We start from the raw sequence: 17,779 nt of genomic DNA on the forward strand, positions 1-17,779 counted from the left end.
GGGAGTCGAACCCAAGCTGCCAGTAACGGCGACCGCACCTCGGCCAACCTCCAAGCAAGCAAGAGGCTAACGTTATTCTGACAGTTAGCAAATAACGGATTTGCTCAGAGGCTTTGAGCGGTTGAAAACCCCTCGAAATGTAATGGCGGATTACGAGTGCTGCGTAGTTAGGGCTCATTGCCGTCATTAAACTCTTTTGTTGGATAATGCTCTCTCGCAATCACCCCGGGCAGACTGCTAAGTAGATGAACAGTCTCCAATCAGCCCAAAGAAAAAGGGCCGCCGGATGGCAGCCCTCGACAACACGTGCTGAGGTTAATCAGCCGTTCACGCTGTCTTTCAGCGCTTTTGCGATGGTCATCTTGACAACCTTGTCGGCCTCTTTGGTGAAGGTTTCACCTGTGGCCGGGTTGCGGACCTGACGCTCGGGGCGTTCGCGGCAATAGATCTTGCCAACGCCCGGCAGGGTCACGGCGCCACCGCCCGACACTTCGCGGGTGATCAGGCCGGTGATGGCCTCCAGCGCGGCGCCGGCGGATTTCTTGTCAGTATCCATCTCATCAGCAAGTGCTGCGACGAGCTGGGTTTTGGTCATAGGCTTTGCCATTTCTTGGTCTCCTTACAATGCCCGCACTCTTGGGCCTCACTGCGTAACAATAACGGCATCTAGTGTCACAACACAACGAATAGTAGCGTGATAAACCATAAAAATAGGCGATTTTTGGGTTTTTTTTGCATCACAGAAAGGCTGTTTCGTCAAATGAGCGCAATTTCCGGCTGTGTAAGCGCTCCAAAGGCATCCCGCGCACCATCTCCATAGCCCGGATTCCGATCGCCAGATGGCGCTGAACCTGGGTCGTATAGAACTCTGACGCCATGCCGGGCAGCTTCAATTCGCCATGCAGCGGCTTGTCGGACACGCAGAGCAGGGTGCCATAAGGCACACGGAACCGATAACCGTTTGCGGCAATGGTGGCGCTTTCCATGTCCAGCGCAATGGCGCGGGACTGGCTGAGCCGCTGCACCGGGCCAGACTGGTCGCGAAGCTCCCAGTTGCGGTTGTCGATCGTGGCCACGGTGCCGGTGCGCATGATGCGTTTCAGGTCATAGCCCTCAAGCTGTGTGACCTCTGCCACCGCCTGTTCCAGCGCGATCTGAACCTCGGCCAGTGCGGGGATCGGGACCCAGACCGGCAGGTCGTCATCCAGCACGTGATCCTCGCGCAGATAGCCATGAGCCAGCACGAAATCACCCAGTGCTTGCGTGTTGCGCAGACCCGCGCAATGGCCGACCATTAGCCAGGCATGCGGGCGCAGCACCGCAATGTGATCGGTGGCGGTTTTGGCGTTCGATGGTCCGACGCCGATATTGACCAGCGTGACCCCCGACCCATCCGGCCGTTTCAGGTGATAGGTCGGCATCTGCGGCAGTTTCGGCGCCTGTTCCAGCGGGTCGTCGGCCAGCGTGATCTCGGCGTTACCTGTGCTGACAAAGCTGGTATAGCCGCTGTCCGGATCGGCCAGTTGAGCCCGCGCATAGGCTTCGAACTCGGACACGTAGAACTGGTAGTTGGTGAACAGAACATGGTTCTGGAAATGCTCGGCATCGGTTGCGGTATAATGGGCCAGCCGCGCCAGGGAGTAATCGACCCGCTGCGCCGAAAACAGGGCCAGCGGCCCGGTGCTGTCGGGCGCGGCGTAGGTGCCGTTGACGATGTCGTCATTGGTGGTTGCTAGATCCGGTACATCGAACACGTCGCGCAAGGTAAAGCCGGCCGCGCCCTCTTGCGGGACCACCAGGTCGGACCGGTTGGCAACCGCGAAATGAACCGGCATCGGCGTGTCCGAACAGCCGATCGTCACGGGTTGCCCGTGGTTGCGGATCAGCAGACCGATCTGCTGTGTCAGGTAAGAGCGGAACAGGTCCGGTCGCGTGATCGTGGTCGCATGGGTGCCGGGGTGCGAGACATGGCCATAGCTGAGCCGGCTGTCCACCTGCGCGTAGCTGCGGGTCTTGATGCGGATTTCCGGGTAGAAAGCGCGGTGATGGACGTCCGAGGCACCATTGCGCATCACCTCGGCAAAGCGGTCGCACAGGAACCCTGTCGCCAGATCATACAGCTCTTCCAGCCGTTGAACGGCGGCGACGGGGTCGGTGAATTCTTCGGGCTTGGGGGCGTCCGGTGTTATTGTTCTTGTCATCTGGTCGCTTTCAGGGGGTCTTCGGCTTGCCTGTCAAAGTACCTGCCCGGGCCTCAGGCTGCGCAGGGCCAATGGGCGAATGCGCCAGGCGGGGTCGGGATAGGGATGCGGCAAGACGGGTCTGCATAAGCTACACTTTCCCAAAGCCCCGACCTGCGCAACCCCACACCGGACGTGTCACCAAAGTTTTGCGGCGCCAGTTCGTGCTTGACCGCCGCGCGGTGCGTGATGAGTGTGGGGTCATGGACTATGACACGATAGATGCAGACAGGTTCGGACGGTCGCTACGCGGTATCGGTCTGAACCTACTTGTGCGCGACGTCAAGGCGGAATGCGCCTTTTTAGAGGCTGTTTTTGGCATGTCTTCCCACCAGGCGACCGCCGATTTCGCCATCGTGACCTATGGCGAGCAGGTGTTTCAGCTGCATAGTGACGGCACCTATCATGCGCATCCGCTGCTCGGGCTTTTGCCGGAATCTCCTCCGCGCGGTGCGGGGGTGGAGATTCACCTGTATGACAGCGATCCTGACGAGGCCGCCCGCCGGGCCGAGGCGTTGGGGGCGATGGTGCTGAAGCCCCCCGCCGACAAACCGCATGGCCTGCGAGAGGCTTATATCCTGTGCGAAAACGGGTACGCTTGGGTCCCCAGCCGCCCCAAGGACTGAACCCTCAGCCTGCTTCTGCCGCGATTTCCCGGCGTATCCAATCGGCAAAGGCAACCGCGCCCGGCGTTTCCTCAGCCTGGGGCGAGAGCAGCAGGTAATAGGCCTCGGGCATCGGTTCGCGGTGTTCGAACGGGGCGACAATGCGGCCCTCGTCAATCAGATGCCGGACGATCGTGTCATGGGCAATGCACAGGCCCCCACTCGCCATGGCAACCGACAGGCTGACCAGGTAGGTGGTAGCATAGGTGATGGGCGGGTTTGGCCAGGGCAACTCGCTTGCCTCTGCCCAGTTTGCCCAGTTCGAAAGCAGGTTCGAGCAATCGTAGAGCGGTTGATCCGCCAGAGTGTCTAGCGTTACCGGGTAACCTGGTGCGCAGACCGGGTAATAGTGATCGCTGCGCAGCAACTCGGTACGCACGGTATCGGCGGGGCGCAGGGAATACCTGATCTCGACTGAGGCCCCCTCGGCCATTTCGCGCGGCTCCCACAGCTCGGTGAATATGTTCAGCCGCACTTGTGGGTTTTTGGCGTGAAAATCGGGCAGGCGCGGGGCCAGCCAATTGGCCGCAAAGGTTATATTGCTTTGTACCTGAACCGTGTTTTGCTGATCGCCGGTGACCGCGCGGGTCCCTTGCAACAGGGTGCGAAACGCCTCGCGCACCACGGGCAGATAGGTGATCCCCGCCTCGGTCAGTTCCAGTGCGCGCGGTCTGCGGTGAAACAGCGGCTGGCCCAGATACCCTTCCAGCGATTTGATTTGCTGGCTGACCGCGCTCTGCGTCATGTTCAGATCGCGCGCGGCACCGGTAAAGGACAGATGCCGGGCCGCGGCCTCGAACGTGCGCAACCAGCCGAGTGGGGGGAGGGCGGATCTCATGACATAATCTTGCCATAAGCTCAACTACTGCGATAGGTCGAATTTTTTCGTTGGTCAAACGCCCACGCCGGGTTCAGGCTTTGCCGCAGCAAAAGGAGGTTTGACATGAGCGTTACCAATTTGCGACCAAACATGGATCACTGGTCCGAGCGTGTGAACCTGGCCGCCACGTTCCGCTGGACGGTGCGGCTGGACATGCATGAAGGCGTGGCGAACCATTTCAGCCTTGCGGTGAATGAGGATGGTACGCAATTCCTGATGAACCCAAACCAGATGCATTTCGGGCGCATCCGTGCCTCGGACCTGTTGCTGCTGGATGCGAACGACCCGGACACGATGGCGCTGCCCGGCGCACCGGATCCGACTGCCTGGGGCTTGCACGGATCGATCCACCGCCACTGCCCGCATGCGCGCTGCGTGATGCATGTGCATTCGATCTTTGCCACCGTTCTGGCCTCGCTGGCCGATAGTTCCCTGCCACCGATCGACCAGAACACCGCAACCTTCTTCACCCGCTACGTGGTGGACGATGAATTTGGCGGGCTGGCGTTCGAGAGCGAGGGCGAACGCTGTGCCTCAATGCTCAGCGATCCGAAAAAGCGGGTCATGATCATGGGAAATCATGGCGTACTGGTGATCGGCAGCAACCCGGCAGATGCCTTTAATAGGCTCTATTACTTCGAACGCGCGGCCGAAACCTATATCCGCGCGCTGCAGACCGGGCAGGCGCTGCGCGTCCTGTCCGACGAGGTTGCCGAAAAGACCGCGCAAGAGCTGGAGGATTATCCTGATCAGGCCGAGGCGCATCTGCGCGAGATCAAGGCGATTCTGGATAGCGAAGCCTCGGATTACGCCAGCTGAACGCCGCAACAGGCATCGGGACCAGACGCTATGACGGACACGCCACGGCACGAAGAGATGAGCCGCGAGTGGAATTACCACCCGGACTTGCCGCTGCATAACCCCTCGATATTTCGCTGGCCGCCCGATCCGGCCTTTCTGGCGCGGTGGCTGGTCATAAACTGGCTGACGCTGAGTGAGCGGGTGCTGATGTTGGCACTGGCCATCGCGCTCTGGGCGTTCCTCTATCCCTCGCTAGAGTCCGCGCGCGCATTTGCGTTCGGGTGGATCTTTCAGGTCTGGCTGGTGAACCTTGCGATGATCTTTGCGGTCTCGGGTGGGCTGCACTGGTATTTCTACATGAGCAAGGCGCAGGGCAAAAAGCTCAAGTTCGAGCGGCGCGAGATGGGTACGAAGAACAAGCTGTGGGATTTCAGCGATCAAGTACATGACAACATGTTCTGGTCGCTTGGCTCGGGCGTGCTGCAATTGACCGGGTTTCAGGTGGTGACCATGTGGCTGATGGCCAACGGTTATGCGCCCGTGATCACCTTTGCTGAACACCCGATCTGGTTTGTGCTGTGGCTGATCTTGTTGCCGATCTGGTCGGCCTTTCATTTCTATTGGGTGCACCGGTTGTTACATCAGCCAGCCCTTTATCGCCGGGTCCACAGCCTGCATCACCGCAATGTCAACATCGGCCCGTGGTCGGGGTTCTCGATGCATCCGGTGGAACATCTGCTCTATCTCACCACGCTTTGTATCCACTGGGTCGTCCCCAGCCACCCTATTCACCTCTATTTCCATATCGTGTTTCAGGGACCGGGCGCAGCGATGACCCATACCGGGTACGAAGACCTTCTGATCAAGGATAAGCGGCGACTGGCCCTTGGTACGTTTTACCACCAACTCCATCACCGCTACTACGAGTGCAATTACGGCAATCAGGAAATGCCCTGGGATCGCTGGTTCGGCACTTTCCACGATGGCTCGGTCGATGCAACCACCGAGACCCGTGCGCGCAAGAAACGAATGTATGGAAAAAATCCCTAGTTAGAGCCACTTTTGCGCATCTCACTCGGTGATTGACCGAACTCGCTGCCAAAGGCACGCGTCATCGCGCTGGCATTCTCATAACCTGCGCGAACGGCGATCTCGGACACCGGCAGATCGGTTTCGCTGACCAGTTTGCGCGCCAAGTTCATCCGCATCCGTCGATAGACCTGCGCTGGCCCCGCCCCAAGTTCGGCCTTCATGCGCGCCTCTAGCGCTTTCTGCGCCAGTCGCGCTGCGCGGGCGATGGAAGGGATCGACAATGGTTGTTCCAGATTGGCCTGCATCGCGGCCAGCGCCCGGTTGACCGGCGCACTGGTGCCGCTGCCTGCATGGGATCGCGCGGAGTCGCGCGTCATGAACAGTTGCGCCACCTCCAGCGCCAGCGCCTGGCCTTGGTCACGCCCGATCAGGTGCATGACTAGATCGAAGGCCGCCATCGCGCCAGAACAGGTGATGCGGTTGCCATCAATCACAAACCGCTCGCGCAGCACCTCGGTTTCCGGAAACCGCTCGGCAAAACCGGTCAGCTCTTCCCAGTGAATGGTGGCCTTGCAATTGGTCAGCAGGCCCGACTCGGCCAACAGCCAACTGCCCGTGTCCAGACCGGCCAGCGTCGAAAACCGGCCTGCCGCGCTGCGCAGGGCAGCACCGATGGGCCAGTTCAGGTAGTTCCGAAATCCATAAGATGGCATCACCATCAGCATATCGCCGCCCTCATGGCTCAACCGCGCATGTGGCGCGACGCGCAGCCCGCTAGACGAGGTTACCGGTCCGGCATCCAGCGACAGGAACCGCCAATCATAGAGTTGCTTGCCCGACAACATATTCGCCGCGCGCAGCGGCTCGATACTGTTTGCCAGGCAATGGTTTGAGAACCCGTCAAACAGCAGAACACCAAAATATTGACATCGCGTCGATGTTTTTTGCCATACCTGCATGACAAACGTCTAACGCTGCACGACGCCGACAGCAATACACGCAACCATCCTCTAAACGGAATTTCGGAGCGTACGATGCAGTTTGGCCTGAGTGATGAGCAAGAGATGATCGTCTCGACAGTCCGCAGCTTTGTGGAAAACGAGATCTATCCGCATGAGGCCGAGGTCGAACGCACCGGGCAGGTGCCGCAGGCACTGGGCGAAGCGATCAAGCAGAAAGTCCTCGATCTGGGCTTTTACGCCTGCAACTTTCCAGAAGAAGTCGGCGGCGCAGGGCTGAGCCATCTGGATTTCACGCTGGTGGAACGTGAACTGGGGCGCGGGTCGATGGCGCTGACGCATTTCTTTGGCCGCCCGCAGAACATCCTGATGGCCTGTAACGACGAACAGCGCGAACGCTATCTGCTGCCTGCCGTACGGGGCGAGCGGATGGACGCGCTGGCCATGACCGAACCCGATGCGGGATCGGATGTGCGTGGCATGAAATGTCAGGCGCAGCGCGATGGTGGCGATTGGGTGATTAATGGCTCGAAGCACTTCATCTCGGGCGCGGAACACGCCGATTTCTTTATCGTGTTCATCGCCACCGGGGTGGACGAGACCCCCAAGGGCCCGAAAAAGCGCATCACTACCTTTCTGGTGGATCGCGGCACGCCGGGCTTTGAAGTGCGCGAGGGGTATAACTCGGTCAGCCATAAGGGCTACAAGAACTACATCCTCTATTTCGACAATTGCCGAATGCCGGATGCGCAGGTGTTGGGCGAGGTCGATGGTGGCTTTGCGGTGATGAATGAGTGGCTCTACGCAACGCGATTGACGGTTGCGGCCTTCAGCGTCGGCCGCGCGCGCCGGTGCTTCGATTATGCATTGAACTACGCCGCCGAGCGCAGGCAATTCGGCCAACCCATCGGCAAGTTTCAAGGCGTGAGCTTCCAGATTGCCGACATGATCACCGAAATCGACGCTGCGGATTGGCTGACCCTTGCGGCTGCCTGGCGGCTGGATCAGGACCTGCCCTCGAACCGAGAGATCGCCTCGGCCAAACTTTACGCGTCTGAGGCGTTGGCACGGGTGACCGACACCACCCTGCAGATATTTGGGGGTATGGGGCTGATGGATGACTTCCCGATCGAAAGGTTCTGGCGCGACGCGCGGGTCGAGCGGATTTGGGACGGCACCTCGGAAATCCAACGTCACATCATCAGCCGCGATCTGCTGCGGCCCCTGGGGGCATAAGAGATGGGGAAACCAAACATCCGCATCACCTATTGCACCGGATGCAACTGGATGCTGCGCGCGTCCTGGATGGCGCAGGAACTGTTGTCGACCTTCGGTGATGACATAGGATCGGTCACGCTGATCCCCGACGCCTCGGGCGGTGTGTTCGAGATCAATGTCGATGACCGCCTGCTATGGGAGCGCAAGCGTGATGGCGGCTTCCCGGATGCGCGCGAGCTGAAATCTCGCCTGCGCGACAAGATCGCGCCGGAGCGCGATCTGGGCCACCTCGACCGGAATTAGGGGCGAAGATGGCGCGCGAGTTGTCCCGTTTGCTCAACCCGTCCTCGATTGCGGTGATCGGCGGCGGCGCGTGGTGCGCGTCGATCATCGAAGCCGCCCGCCGGATCGGGTTCGAGGGCGAAATCTTTCCCGTGCATCCCTCGGGCAAAGAGATTGCTGGCCTGCCCTCCTACTGCCGGATCGAAGACTATCACGGCCCAATTGATGCGGCATTTGTCGGGGTCAATCGCCACGCGACGATCGACATCGTGCGGGCGCTCAACACGCGCGGTGCGGGGGGCGCGATCTGCTTCGCTTCGGGCTTTACCGAAGCGGTGGCCGAGGATCAGTCGGGGTCCGATCTACAATCCGCGCTGGTCGCGGCAGCGGGGGGCATGCCGATCCTCGGACCGAACTGCTATGGCTTCGTCAACGCACTGGACAGGGTGGCGATCTGGCCCGACCAACACGGGATGCAGCCGGTGGAGCGGGGCGTTGCGATCCTGACCCAAAGTTCGAACATGGCCATCAACCTGAGTATGCAGAAACGCGGGTTGCCGTTGGCTTATATGGTCACGGCTGGCAATCAGGCGCAGACCGGATTGGCCGAGATGGCTACGGCTTTGTTGGAAGACGACCGTGTAACTGCGGTGGGCCTGCATATCGAAGGCTTCGGCGATCTGCGAGCCTTCGAGGCGATGGCTGCACGCGCGAGCGGACTTGGCAAACCTATCGTGGCGCTCAAAGTCGGCAAATCGGCGCAGGCCCGTGCAGCGACCGTGTCCCATACCGCCTCGCTGGCGGGCGGTGATGCGGGGGCAGAAGCGTTTTTGGCGCGGCTCGGTATCCCGCGGCTGAACAGTCTGCCCGAGTTTCTGGAAACGTTGAAACTGCTGCATGTAACGGGCTGGCTGTCCGCCAACACCCTTGCGACCATCAGTTGCTCGGGGGGCGAGGCGAGCCTTGCCGCTGACAGTGCACTGACCCGCGATCTGATATTTCCGCCGCTCAATGATCGCCAGCGCAGCGATCTGCGGGCCGCACTGGGGCCAATGGTGGCGCTGGCCAACCCGCTGGATTATCACACCTATGTCTGGCGCGACGTGCCAGCGATGACAGCCGCCTTTGCCGCGATGCTGGACCCAGGTCTGGCGATGACATTACTGGTCGTGGATTTTCCCCGCGATGACCGCTGTTCTGCCCGGGATTGGGATTGCGCCATCGACGCTGTGATCGGCGCGCAGGATCGAACCGGTCTGCCGATTTCTATGGTGGCGACCTTGCCCGAACTGATGCCCGAGGAGGTTGCCGAACGCCTGAGGGCGCATGGAATTGTCGCGTTTCACGGGTTGGACGAGGCGCTCGCCGCGCTCGAAGCCGCCAGTCGAACGCGCCCGACAAGGCCTGCGCCTATCCTGCTGCCCGGTCCGGCGCGGGACGTGGTTCTGATCCCCGAAGCCGAAGCCAAGCATCGGCTGGCACAGCACGGGTTGCGCGTGCCGGGATCAGAGCGCTGCGATAGTGCAGCCACTACAGTGCTGGCCGCGGAGCGCATTGGCTTTCCGGTAGTCCTGAAGGGTGAAGGCGTGGCGCATAAGACCGAAGCGGGCGCCGTGGCATTGAACCTAGGAACCTCCGATGCGGTCGCGGAAGCCGCAGCCCAAATGCCCGCCACGCGCTTTCTGGTCGAGGAAATGATCAACGGAGGCGTCGCCGAACTGCTGGTCGGTGTGCTGCGCGACCCGGCGCATGGCTTTGTCCTGACGCTGGCGGCGGGCGGAGTGCTGACCGAGCTGCTGCAGGACAGCGTGACACTGCTTCTGCCTGCAAGTGACGACATGATTGTGAAAGCGCTGGACAGTTTGCGCATCGGTCAGGTGATCGCGGGCTATCGCGGACAGGCGGGCGCTGATAAACAGGCTCTGATAAAGGCTATTCACGTGATTTGTGAATACGTTCAGCGCCATCAGAATGATCTGGAAGAAATTGAGGTCAATCCGTTGATCTGCACGCCGGTTGATGCGGTGGCAGCGGATATATTGCTGCGGCAAAAGGAGTGAAAGATGACTGACGCACCCGTCAAAACACAGCGCGATGGCCCCATTCTTGAGGTTACGCTTGACCGCCCCAAGGCTAATGCGATCGACCTTGCGACCAGTCGGATCATGGGCGAGGTGTTTCGCGATTTCCGCGACGATTCGGAACTGCGGGTCGCCATCCTGACCGGCGGTGGTGACAAGTTCTTCTGCCCCGGTTGGGACCTGAAGGCGGCAGCCGATGGCGATGCGGTGGATGGAGATTACGGCGTCGGCGGCTTTGGCGGGTTGCAGGAACTGCGCGAAATGAACAAGCCGGTGATCGCTGCGGTGAACGGCATTGCATGTGGCGGCGGGCTGGAACTGGCACTGAGCGCCGACATGATACTGGCGGCAGATCACGCGAGTTTTGCCTTGCCGGAAATTCGGTCCGGCACCGTCGCGGATGCGGCCAGCGTGAAACTGCCCAAGCGTATTCCCTATCACATCGCGATGGAGCTGCTGCTGACCGGGCGCTGGTTCGACGCGGAAGAGGCGCATCGCTGGGGGTTGGTGAATGAAATCGTTCCCGCCGATCAGCTGATGGACCGGGCCCGCGAATTGGCGCAACTACTCGCCAGTGGCCCACCGTTGGTTTATGCCGCGATCAAGGAGATCGTGCGAGACGCAGAGGACGCGAAGTTTCAGGACGCCATGAACCGGATCACACAGCGCCAGCTACACAGCGTCGATACGCTTTATGCCTCCGAAGATCAGTTGGAAGGAGCCCGCGCCTTTGCCGAGAAACGCGATCCGGTCTGGAAAGGGCGTTAGGCTTTTTCGAACAGCGCGATGAACGCGGTGTCGTCCTTGTTCTCGCCGGTGGCCAGATCGCCGAATATCCGAACCTCGACAAGCGATGGTTGCCCGATCCGTGCGACTTGCTCCAGCGCGTCCAGCTTTGTGGAAAACCCTTTGGCAGCGAAGTGCCTGGCGTTGATCGACAGGGCAAACTGTGCCCCGGGTCGCGCAATGCGCAGCAGTTCGTCCAGGGCCTCGGGCCCCACATGCCCATGGGTGAAAGTGCCAGATGAGACGATGCCGGAATAGCTGTTGCGCGAAACCGGCACCCCTTCGTTCAGATCGGCCTCGATGGCGTCGCGATAGACATCCTTGCGCATTGCGCGGTTCAACATCTCGGTGCTGATATCGGTGGCGTCGATCGGCCCGACGCCCATATCGGCCAGCACCGCACCGCACAGCCCCGTCCCCGCGCCGACATCCAGAACCGGCCCCTGGCCACCGGCAAGGCCAAAAGCGCGGGCGGTGTGGATATGCAGCTGATAATCCTCGTTAAGAGCGAACATCCGGTCATAGTCGTCGGCCCATTCCGCATAGAGTCGCCGCGAGTCGTCGGACGTTTTCAAACTATATGCGATGCGCAGGTCGGGTGGTTTTGGGGTCATACTCAATTGAAAAGCCCTTGAGGGATTCGAATCAAGAAAAGATGACAAATACTTGCATCCCGCCCGCCCGCGGATCATCAAGGGCGCATGGCAGGAACTTTGTTATCTTTCGGGCATGGGTACACGGCGCAGGCGCTGGCGCGGGACCTGTTGCCTCAGGGTTGGGCCGTGACCGGTACAACCCGGTCTCAGGGCGCGCTGGGTGCTATAGCCGGGCAGGGCACTACGCCGCTGCTCTGGCCCGGTGCAGAGCCGGATTTTGCGGGCGTTACCCATTTGTTGATCTCGGTGGCACCAAATACCGACGGTGACCCGGTGTTGAACGCTTTGGCGAAGGAAATCGCCGCGCGCGCCGGGCAATTCGAATGGGTTGGGTACCTGTCCACAACGGCTGTTTATGGCGACCATGGCGGCAACTGGGTGGACGAGGCCACGCCGCCCGCCCCCACCGCCGAAAGAGGCCGGTGGCGACTGGCCGCCGAACGCCACTGGGCTGCTATTCCGGGCCTACCGCTGCATATCTTCCGGTTGGCGGGCATCTACGGGCCGGGGCGCGGACCGTTTTCCAAGCTGCGCCGGGGCGGGTTGCGGCGGATTGTCAAGCCGGGGCAGGTGTTCTCGCGCATCCACGTGGACGATATTTCGAAGGTGCTGCAGGCCTCGATTGCGAGACCCGATCCGGGCGCGGTTTACAACGTTTGCGACGATGAACCGGTGCCACCGCAAGACGTAATCGCCTATGCGGCCGAGCTTCAGGGCCTGCCTCTTCCCCCTGCTGTGTCCTTTGACGAAGCCGAGCTGACCCCCATGGCGCGCAGTTTCTATTCCGAGAACAAGAGGGTGCGGAATGACCGGATCAAGGATGAGTTAGGCGTCAAATTGACGTACCCGGATTACCGGGTGGGGCTGCAGGCTCTGGCCGACGGAGGTTTCTAGGCCCGCTGCTCGCCGATTGTGGCAACGCCCAGAACCTCCAGAACTTTGGCCTCAATCTGTTCGGCATTCATGGCGGCTGTGCTGTACATATCCGCCGGACTGGACTGGTCGATAAAGATATCGGGCAGCACCATCGAGCGGTATTTGAGGCCGCTGTCAAAGACCGCCTCCTCGGCCAGCAGCTGCGCTACGTGACTGCCGAACCCGCCCACGGCGCCCTCTTCGATGGTGATCAGTGCCTCGTAACCTGCGGCGAGGTCCAGGATCAGGTCGCGGTCCAGAGGTTTGGCGAAACGGGCATCGGCAATCGTAGGCCGGATGCCGCGCGCCTCCAGCGCTTCGGCGGCTTTCTGAACCTCGGACAGGCGGGTGCCGAAGGACAGCAGCGCCACGCGCGATCCGGTCTGGATCATCCGGCCCTTGCCGATCTCAAGCACTTCGCCGCGTTCAGGCAGGTCGACGCCGACCCCCTCGCCGCGCGGGTAGCGGAACGCAATCGGGCCGTCGTCATGGGCGGCGGCGGTGGCGACCATATGCATCAGCTCGGCTTCGTCGGCGGCGGCCATGACCACCATGCCGGGAAGATTGGCCATATAGGCGATGTCGAAACTGCCCGCGTGGGTGGCGCCATCGGCCCCCACCAGCCCGGCACGGTCAATGGCGAAACGTACCGGCAGACGCTGAATGGACACGTCATGCACGACCTGATCGTAACCACGCTGCAGGAAGGTCGAGTACATTGCGCAGAACGGCTTCATCCCGCCCGCCGCCAGCGCGGCGGAGAAGGTCACGCCATGCTGTTCGGCGATGCCCACATCGAAACAGCGCGACGGAAAACGCTCGGCAAAGAGGTTCAGCCCGGTGCCATCGGGCATCGCGGCGGTCACGGCAACGATCTTGTCATCGCGGCCGGCTTCCTCGACCAATGTCTTACCAAAGACCGAGGTGTAGCTGGGCGCGTTCGAGGGCGATTTTTTCTGCTCGCCTGTCACCATATCGAATTTTGCGGTGGCATGGCCCTTGTCTCGTGCGGTCTCGGCAGGGGCGTATCCCTTGCCCTTCTTGGTCAGCGCATGGATCAGGATCGGCCCGGTGGCGCGTGCCTTGACCGTGCGCAGCACTGGCAGCAACTGATCCATGTCGTGCCCGTCAATCGGGCCTATGTAAGAAAAGCCCAGTTCCTCGAACATGGTGCCGCCCATGGCCATACCTTTTAGCATGTCCTTGGCGCGTTTCGCCCCCTCGCGGAAGGGCTCAGGCAACAGCGACACCGCGCCTTTGGCGGCCGCCTTCAGATCCTGAAACGGTTCCTCGGCATAGAGTCGCGAAAGGTAACTGGACAGGGCACCGACTGGCGGCGCGATACTCATTTCATTGTCGTTCAGGATGACGATCAGACGCTTTTTCAGATGGCCCGCATTGTTCATCGCCTCGAACGCCATGCCTGCCGACATCGATCCGTCGCCAATGACGGCGATGGCGTCACCCAGCCCTTCGGGTGTCACCCCGCCCAAGTCGCGGGCCACGGCAAACCCCAGCGCGGCGCTGATCGAAGTCGAGCTATGAGCCGCCCCGAATGGGTCATAGGGGCTTTCGCTGCGTTTGGTGAACCCGCTCAGTCCGTCCTTCATCCGTAGGGTACGGATGCGATCACGGCGCTCGGTCAGGATCTTGTGCGGATAACATTGGTGGCCCACATCCCAGACGATCTTGTCGCGGGGAGTGTCGAAAACCGCATGCAGCGCCACGGTCAGTTCCACCACACCCAGGCCTGCGCCCAGATGCCCGCCGGTCACCGAGACCGCCGAAATGGTTTCGGACCGCAGCTCGGACGCAAGCTGCGTGAGCTGCACATCGCTGAGCCGCATGAGATCCGCGGGGCGGTTCACAAGATCCAGCAGGGGCGTGTTCGGGCGGTCAGACATGGCGCCTCCAAGCGCGTATTAGCTGTCGCGGGCAATAACGAAGCGCGCGGCCTGCTTCAAGGTCTCGGCGGAAAATCCGTAGCCGTCTAACGCGGCGTTGGCCTGATCGACCAGGTCTGCCGCGCGAGATTTGGCCTTATCCAGACCCAGCAGCGACACAAATGTCGCCTTGCCCGCCGCATCGTCCTTGTTCAGCCGCTTGCCTGCTTTTTTGGCATCACCCTCAACATCCAAAATGTCGTCAGCGATCTGAAAAGCAAGCCCAAGCGCCCGGGCATATTGGCGCAGCGGGGCGGGATCGGTCCCTGCAAGTACCGCGCCCACGCTTGCCGACCATTCGATCAGCGCCCCGGTCTTGCCCGCCTGCAGGCGCGTGATCTGATCCAGATTGAGCGGCTTCGGCGCGGCTTCGGCCGCTATATCCAGCGCCTGTCCCAGAACCATGCCTTTGGCACCGCTGGCCTCGGACAGGCTCTGTACAAGGGAAATTCGTGTCTCTGCCGGCCCAACTTCTGGGCGCGCCACCAGATCAAAAGCCAGCGTCTGCAAAGCGTCGCCTGCAAGTACGGCAGTGGCCTGGTCCCACTTCACATGCACTGTGGGCCGCCCGCGCCGCAGATCGTCGTCATCCATACAGGGCAGGTCGTCATGGACAAGACTATAGGCATGCAAAGCCTCGATCGCGGTGGCGGGCCAGATCGCGCGAGTTGGATCGACCGCTAAGAGTCGCGCGCTTTCCAGCACCAGAAAACCACGCAACCGCTTGCCGCCCTGCGTGGCGTAGCCCATGGCCTGCGTCACGGGCAGATCGTCATACGGGGACAGAACCAGATCGAACTGATCCTGTATACGCGCCGCGTCTTTCGCCAACTGGTCGCGGAACATCACATGCCTTCGACAGGTTTCGTCCCGGTCGGGGTGCCGTCGCCATCCAGAGTGATGGCAGCAACCTTTTCCTCGGCACGCTTCAGCTCATCTTCGCAGCGTTTCTTGAGCAATGCACCGCGTTCATAGAGCGTGATCGACTGATCCAGCGCCACATCCCCACGTTCCAACTGGCTGACGACAGTTTCCAGTTCCTTCATCGCCTGTTCAAAGCTCATCTGGTCCACGGGCGTGTCAGTCATTGTGCTGCCTTTATCAATTCTTCCACATGCGCCTTGGTCGAGGCGGCCAGCGCGTTCAGATCATATCCGCCTTCCAGAGTCGAGACGATACGACCTTTGCACAGCTCTGCCGCGATGGCGCAAATCTCGCGTGTCAGCCAGGCAAAATCCGCCGTCGCCCAGTTGAGCGCGGCCAGCGGATCATCCTGATGCGCGTCGAACCCGGCAGAAACTATGACCAGTTCCGGCTTGAACGCGCGCATCCGGGGAAAGGCCAGCCGCTCATAAGCGTCCCGCATCTCGGCCCCGCCCGTGCCCGGGCTAAGCGGAATGTTCAGGATCGTGTCGAAATCCCCTGTCTCGTCCGGGCGACCCGAACCGGGCCAAAGCGGCATCTGCTGCGAGGTGATGACCAGTGCCCGGCTTTCGTCCCAGAGCAGGTCCTGTGTTCCATTGCCGTGATGCACGTCGAAATCCACCACCGCCACCCGAGACAACCCATGATGATCCAGCGCGTGCTTGGCCGCCAGAGCCGCGTTTCCGAACAGGCAAAACCCCATCGCCGTGTCCCGCTCGGCGTGGTGGCCGGGCGGGCGGATGGCGCAAAAGGCATTGCTGGCCTCGCCGGCCAGCACCATGTCGACAGCGCGCGTCACCGCCCCCGCCGCACGATAGGCGGCATCTACCGAGCCCGGTGACATGAAGGTGTCACCGTCGATCTGGGCAAAGCCGTCCAAGGGACGCCCGGCGCGTATCTGGGCGATGTAGTCAGCCGGATGAATTCGCAGCAGATCGTCATCCGCCGCCAAGGGCGCCGTCACCCGTTCCAGCGCAAGCGGTTCCAGCGCATGCAGGATATGTTCCAGCCGCGCCACTCGCTCGGGATGCCCGGTGGGCGTCACATGGGCAAGACAATCGGCATGGGTCAGCAGGGCAGTTTTCATCGGGGTCCGTTCTTCATCTGGCCAAAATGTCCTCACCGAAGGCAAAATAACGCCGCGCAGCGGCCCATCTCAGTCGGGCGCCAGCATATAACCCGCGCCACGCACTGTCTGCAAATAGCGCGGTTGCTTCGGATTAGGCTCGATTTTGCGCCGTAACCGGGTGATCTGCACATCGACTGCGCGTTCCTGCGCCTGGCCTCGGTCGCGGCCTAGATCCTCGACCAGTTTGGTGCGGCTGACGGCCTCACCGGGTTGGGCCGAAAAGATCTTCATCAACTGGCTCTCTGTAGCGGTCAGCCGAACCAGGTCCTCACCCTGCCACATCTCGCCGCGTTCGATATCATAGCGGATCGGCCCCAGATGCAGGATTTTCGGAACGGTATCCTCGGCGGGGGTGTCCGGCATGCGCCGCAGGATCGCACTGATCCTGAGCAGCAACTCCTTGGGCTCGAACGGTTTGGCCAGATAATCGTCGGCCCCGGCTTCCAGTCCCGCGATACGGTGTTCGGTCTCGCCGCGTGCGGTCAGCAGCAGGATCGGCGTGGAATGGGTCTCGCGCAGGCTGCGGGTCAGGCTGACGCCATCCTCTCCCGGCATCATCACATCCAGCACGATCATATCAAAATCCAGCCCCGACAGCACCCGTCGCGCATGGGCGGCGTCGCGGGCGGCGGTGACCAGGAACCCGTTGCGCATCAGGAATTTCTTGAGCAGATCGCGGATGCGTTCATCATCATCAACGATCAGCAGATGCGCGTCCAGATCGCTCATGTGGGTCCGTCCTTAAGGTTTCTGTAGGCCCGTCGCATGCTTGTATCCATCATTGCCTCAAGCACCTGTTTAAACCCGGCGACCGCCTCGGGGCCAGCATCCTTGTAGGCGGCGCGCATCCGGGCCCGTTGCGCATCCGACAATTTTGTCTCAAGCGCGCGGCCCGCATCGGTCAGGAACAGATGCCGCTCACGCTTGTCCACCGTGCCGACGCGGCTTTCCACCAGACCGTCGGCGATCAGCGTCCGCAGCACCCGGTTGAGCGACTGTTTCGTGACCCCAAGGATGCTGAGGAGGTTGTTCACAGTGGTGCCCGGCGCCCGGTTGATGAAGTGGATTGCCCGGTGATGGGCGCGGCCATAAGCCATTTCAGCCAGAATCCGGTCGGGATCAGCGGTGAAGCCGCGATAGGCAAAGAACATCGCCTCGATCCCCTGCCGCAATTGCTCGTCGGTCAGGAACAACAGGCTTTCACCGCCATAAACAGGGGCGCTGCGCGCTTCCGACATCAGAGGCCTCCCGATTGCTTTCACGCAGTT

The 17,779-nt window shown here is 61.3% G+C and carries 19 protein-coding genes; 8 read left to right on the top strand and 11 right to left on the bottom strand.

Annotation, left to right across the window (positions count from 1 at the left end):
* Positions 1–319: 319 nt before the first annotated feature.
* Positions 320–607: an HU family DNA-binding protein gene (locus tag AB1E33_RS24605; RefSeq protein ID WP_372579890.1), complete on the bottom strand. Its 288-nt coding sequence runs from the start codon at positions 605–607 to the stop codon at positions 320–322.
* Between the two features lie 130 nt (positions 608–737).
* On the bottom strand, positions 738–2,201 hold the full coding sequence (locus AB1E33_RS24610) for an AMP nucleosidase (RefSeq protein ID WP_372579891.1): 1,464 nt from the start codon (positions 2,199–2,201) through the stop codon (positions 738–740).
* Positions 2,202–2,443: 242 nt separating this feature from the next.
* Between AB1E33_RS24610 and AB1E33_RS24615 the strand changes: the two genes are divergently transcribed.
* On the top strand, positions 2,444–2,866 hold the full coding sequence (locus tag AB1E33_RS24615; protein ID WP_372579964.1) for a VOC family protein: 423 nt from the start codon (positions 2,444–2,446) through the stop codon (positions 2,864–2,866).
* Between the two features lie 4 nt (positions 2,867–2,870).
* Here AB1E33_RS24615 and AB1E33_RS24620 read toward each other — a convergent pair whose 3' ends face one another.
* Positions 2,871–3,743, bottom strand: a complete 873-nt coding sequence (locus AB1E33_RS24620; RefSeq protein ID WP_372579892.1) for a LysR family transcriptional regulator — start codon at positions 3,741–3,743, stop codon at positions 2,871–2,873.
* A gap of 105 nt (positions 3,744–3,848) precedes the next feature.
* Here AB1E33_RS24620 and AB1E33_RS24625 point away from each other — a divergent pair, with 105 nt between their 5' ends.
* Positions 3,849–4,604 (top strand): class II aldolase and adducin N-terminal domain-containing protein, encoded by a 756-nt coding sequence (locus AB1E33_RS24625; protein ID WP_372579893.1) that lies wholly within the window; start codon positions 3,849–3,851, stop codon positions 4,602–4,604.
* 30 nt (positions 4,605–4,634) lie between these two features.
* Positions 4,635–5,636, top strand: a complete 1,002-nt coding sequence (locus AB1E33_RS24630; RefSeq protein ID WP_372579894.1) for a sterol desaturase family protein — start codon at positions 4,635–4,637, stop codon at positions 5,634–5,636.
* On the opposite strand, the gene AB1E33_RS24635 is transcribed toward AB1E33_RS24630, so the two are convergent.
* The gene (locus tag AB1E33_RS24635; RefSeq protein WP_372579895.1) at positions 5,633–6,577 is read right to left on the bottom strand and encodes a GlxA family transcriptional regulator; all 945 of its coding nucleotides are present in this window, start codon (positions 6,575–6,577) and stop codon (positions 5,633–5,635) included. The two genes, AB1E33_RS24630 and AB1E33_RS24635, sit on opposite strands and share 4 nt — an antisense overlap.
* 75 nt (positions 6,578–6,652) lie before the next feature.
* Here AB1E33_RS24635 and AB1E33_RS24640 point away from each other — a divergent pair, with 75 nt between their 5' ends.
* The 4 genes from AB1E33_RS24640 to AB1E33_RS24655 are packed head-to-tail and all read left to right on the top strand — an operon-like array spanning position 6,653 to position 10,926.
* Complete coding sequence (locus AB1E33_RS24640; RefSeq protein WP_372579896.1) at positions 6,653–7,813, top strand: acyl-CoA dehydrogenase family protein; 1,161 nt, start codon at positions 6,653–6,655, stop codon at positions 7,811–7,813.
* 3 nt (positions 7,814–7,816) lie between these two features.
* A complete protein-coding gene (locus AB1E33_RS24645; RefSeq protein ID WP_372579897.1) occupies positions 7,817–8,098 on the top strand; it encodes an Rdx family protein in 282 nt (93 codons plus the stop codon).
* Between the two features lie 8 nt (positions 8,099–8,106).
* Positions 8,107–10,137: an acetate--CoA ligase family protein gene (locus AB1E33_RS24650; protein WP_372579898.1), complete on the top strand. Its 2,031-nt coding sequence runs from the start codon at positions 8,107–8,109 to the stop codon at positions 10,135–10,137.
* Between the two features lie 3 nt (positions 10,138–10,140).
* Positions 10,141–10,926 (top strand): carnitinyl-CoA dehydratase, encoded by a 786-nt coding sequence (locus AB1E33_RS24655; RefSeq protein WP_372579899.1) that lies wholly within the window; start codon positions 10,141–10,143, stop codon positions 10,924–10,926.
* On the opposite strand, the gene AB1E33_RS24660 is transcribed toward AB1E33_RS24655, so the two are convergent.
* Positions 10,923–11,558, bottom strand: coding sequence for a class I SAM-dependent DNA methyltransferase (locus AB1E33_RS24660; protein WP_372579965.1), 636 nt, complete (start codon positions 11,556–11,558; stop codon positions 10,923–10,925). The genes AB1E33_RS24655 and AB1E33_RS24660 overlap by 4 nt on opposite strands.
* Positions 11,559–11,645: 87 nt before the next feature.
* Here AB1E33_RS24660 and AB1E33_RS24665 point away from each other — a divergent pair, with 87 nt between their 5' ends.
* A complete protein-coding gene (locus AB1E33_RS24665) occupies positions 11,646–12,494 on the top strand; it encodes an SDR family oxidoreductase (RefSeq protein ID WP_372579900.1) in 849 nt (282 codons plus the stop codon).
* Here the strand turns inward: AB1E33_RS24665 and dxs are convergent.
* From dxs to AB1E33_RS24695, 6 genes are all read right to left on the bottom strand, one after another.
* Complete coding sequence (gene dxs, locus AB1E33_RS24670; RefSeq protein ID WP_372579901.1) at positions 12,491–14,419, bottom strand: 1-deoxy-D-xylulose-5-phosphate synthase; 1,929 nt, start codon at positions 14,417–14,419, stop codon at positions 12,491–12,493. The genes AB1E33_RS24665 and dxs overlap by 4 nt on opposite strands.
* A gap of 18 nt (positions 14,420–14,437) precedes the next feature.
* Positions 14,438–15,304 carry a polyprenyl synthetase family protein gene (locus AB1E33_RS24675; RefSeq protein WP_372579902.1) on the bottom strand — a complete coding sequence of 289 codons (867 nt, stop codon included), beginning with the start codon at positions 15,302–15,304 and terminating at the stop codon, positions 14,438–14,440.
* Complete coding sequence (locus AB1E33_RS24680; protein WP_372579903.1) at positions 15,304–15,546, bottom strand: exodeoxyribonuclease VII small subunit; 243 nt, start codon at positions 15,544–15,546, stop codon at positions 15,304–15,306. Before AB1E33_RS24680 ends, AB1E33_RS24675 begins: the two co-directional genes overlap by 1 nt.
* Entirely contained in the window at positions 15,543–16,469 is a 927-nt protein-coding gene (locus AB1E33_RS24685) for a histone deacetylase family protein (protein ID WP_372579904.1), read from the bottom strand. The genes AB1E33_RS24680 and AB1E33_RS24685 overlap by 4 nt, the downstream gene beginning before the upstream one ends.
* Before the next feature lie 69 nt (positions 16,470–16,538).
* Positions 16,539–17,240 carry a response regulator gene (locus AB1E33_RS24690; protein ID WP_372579905.1) on the bottom strand — a complete coding sequence of 234 codons (702 nt, stop codon included), beginning with the start codon at positions 17,238–17,240 and terminating at the stop codon, positions 16,539–16,541.
* On the bottom strand, positions 17,237–17,749 hold the full coding sequence (locus tag AB1E33_RS24695) for a MarR family winged helix-turn-helix transcriptional regulator (protein ID WP_372579906.1): 513 nt from the start codon (positions 17,747–17,749) through the stop codon (positions 17,237–17,239). The genes AB1E33_RS24690 and AB1E33_RS24695 overlap by 4 nt, the downstream gene beginning before the upstream one ends.
* Between the last annotated feature and the right edge of the window lie 30 nt (positions 17,750–17,779).

Origin of the sequence: Ruegeria hyattellae (genome assembly GCF_041537925.1) — a bacterium.
GTDB lineage: Bacteria > Pseudomonadota > Alphaproteobacteria > Rhodobacterales > Rhodobacteraceae > Ruegeria_C.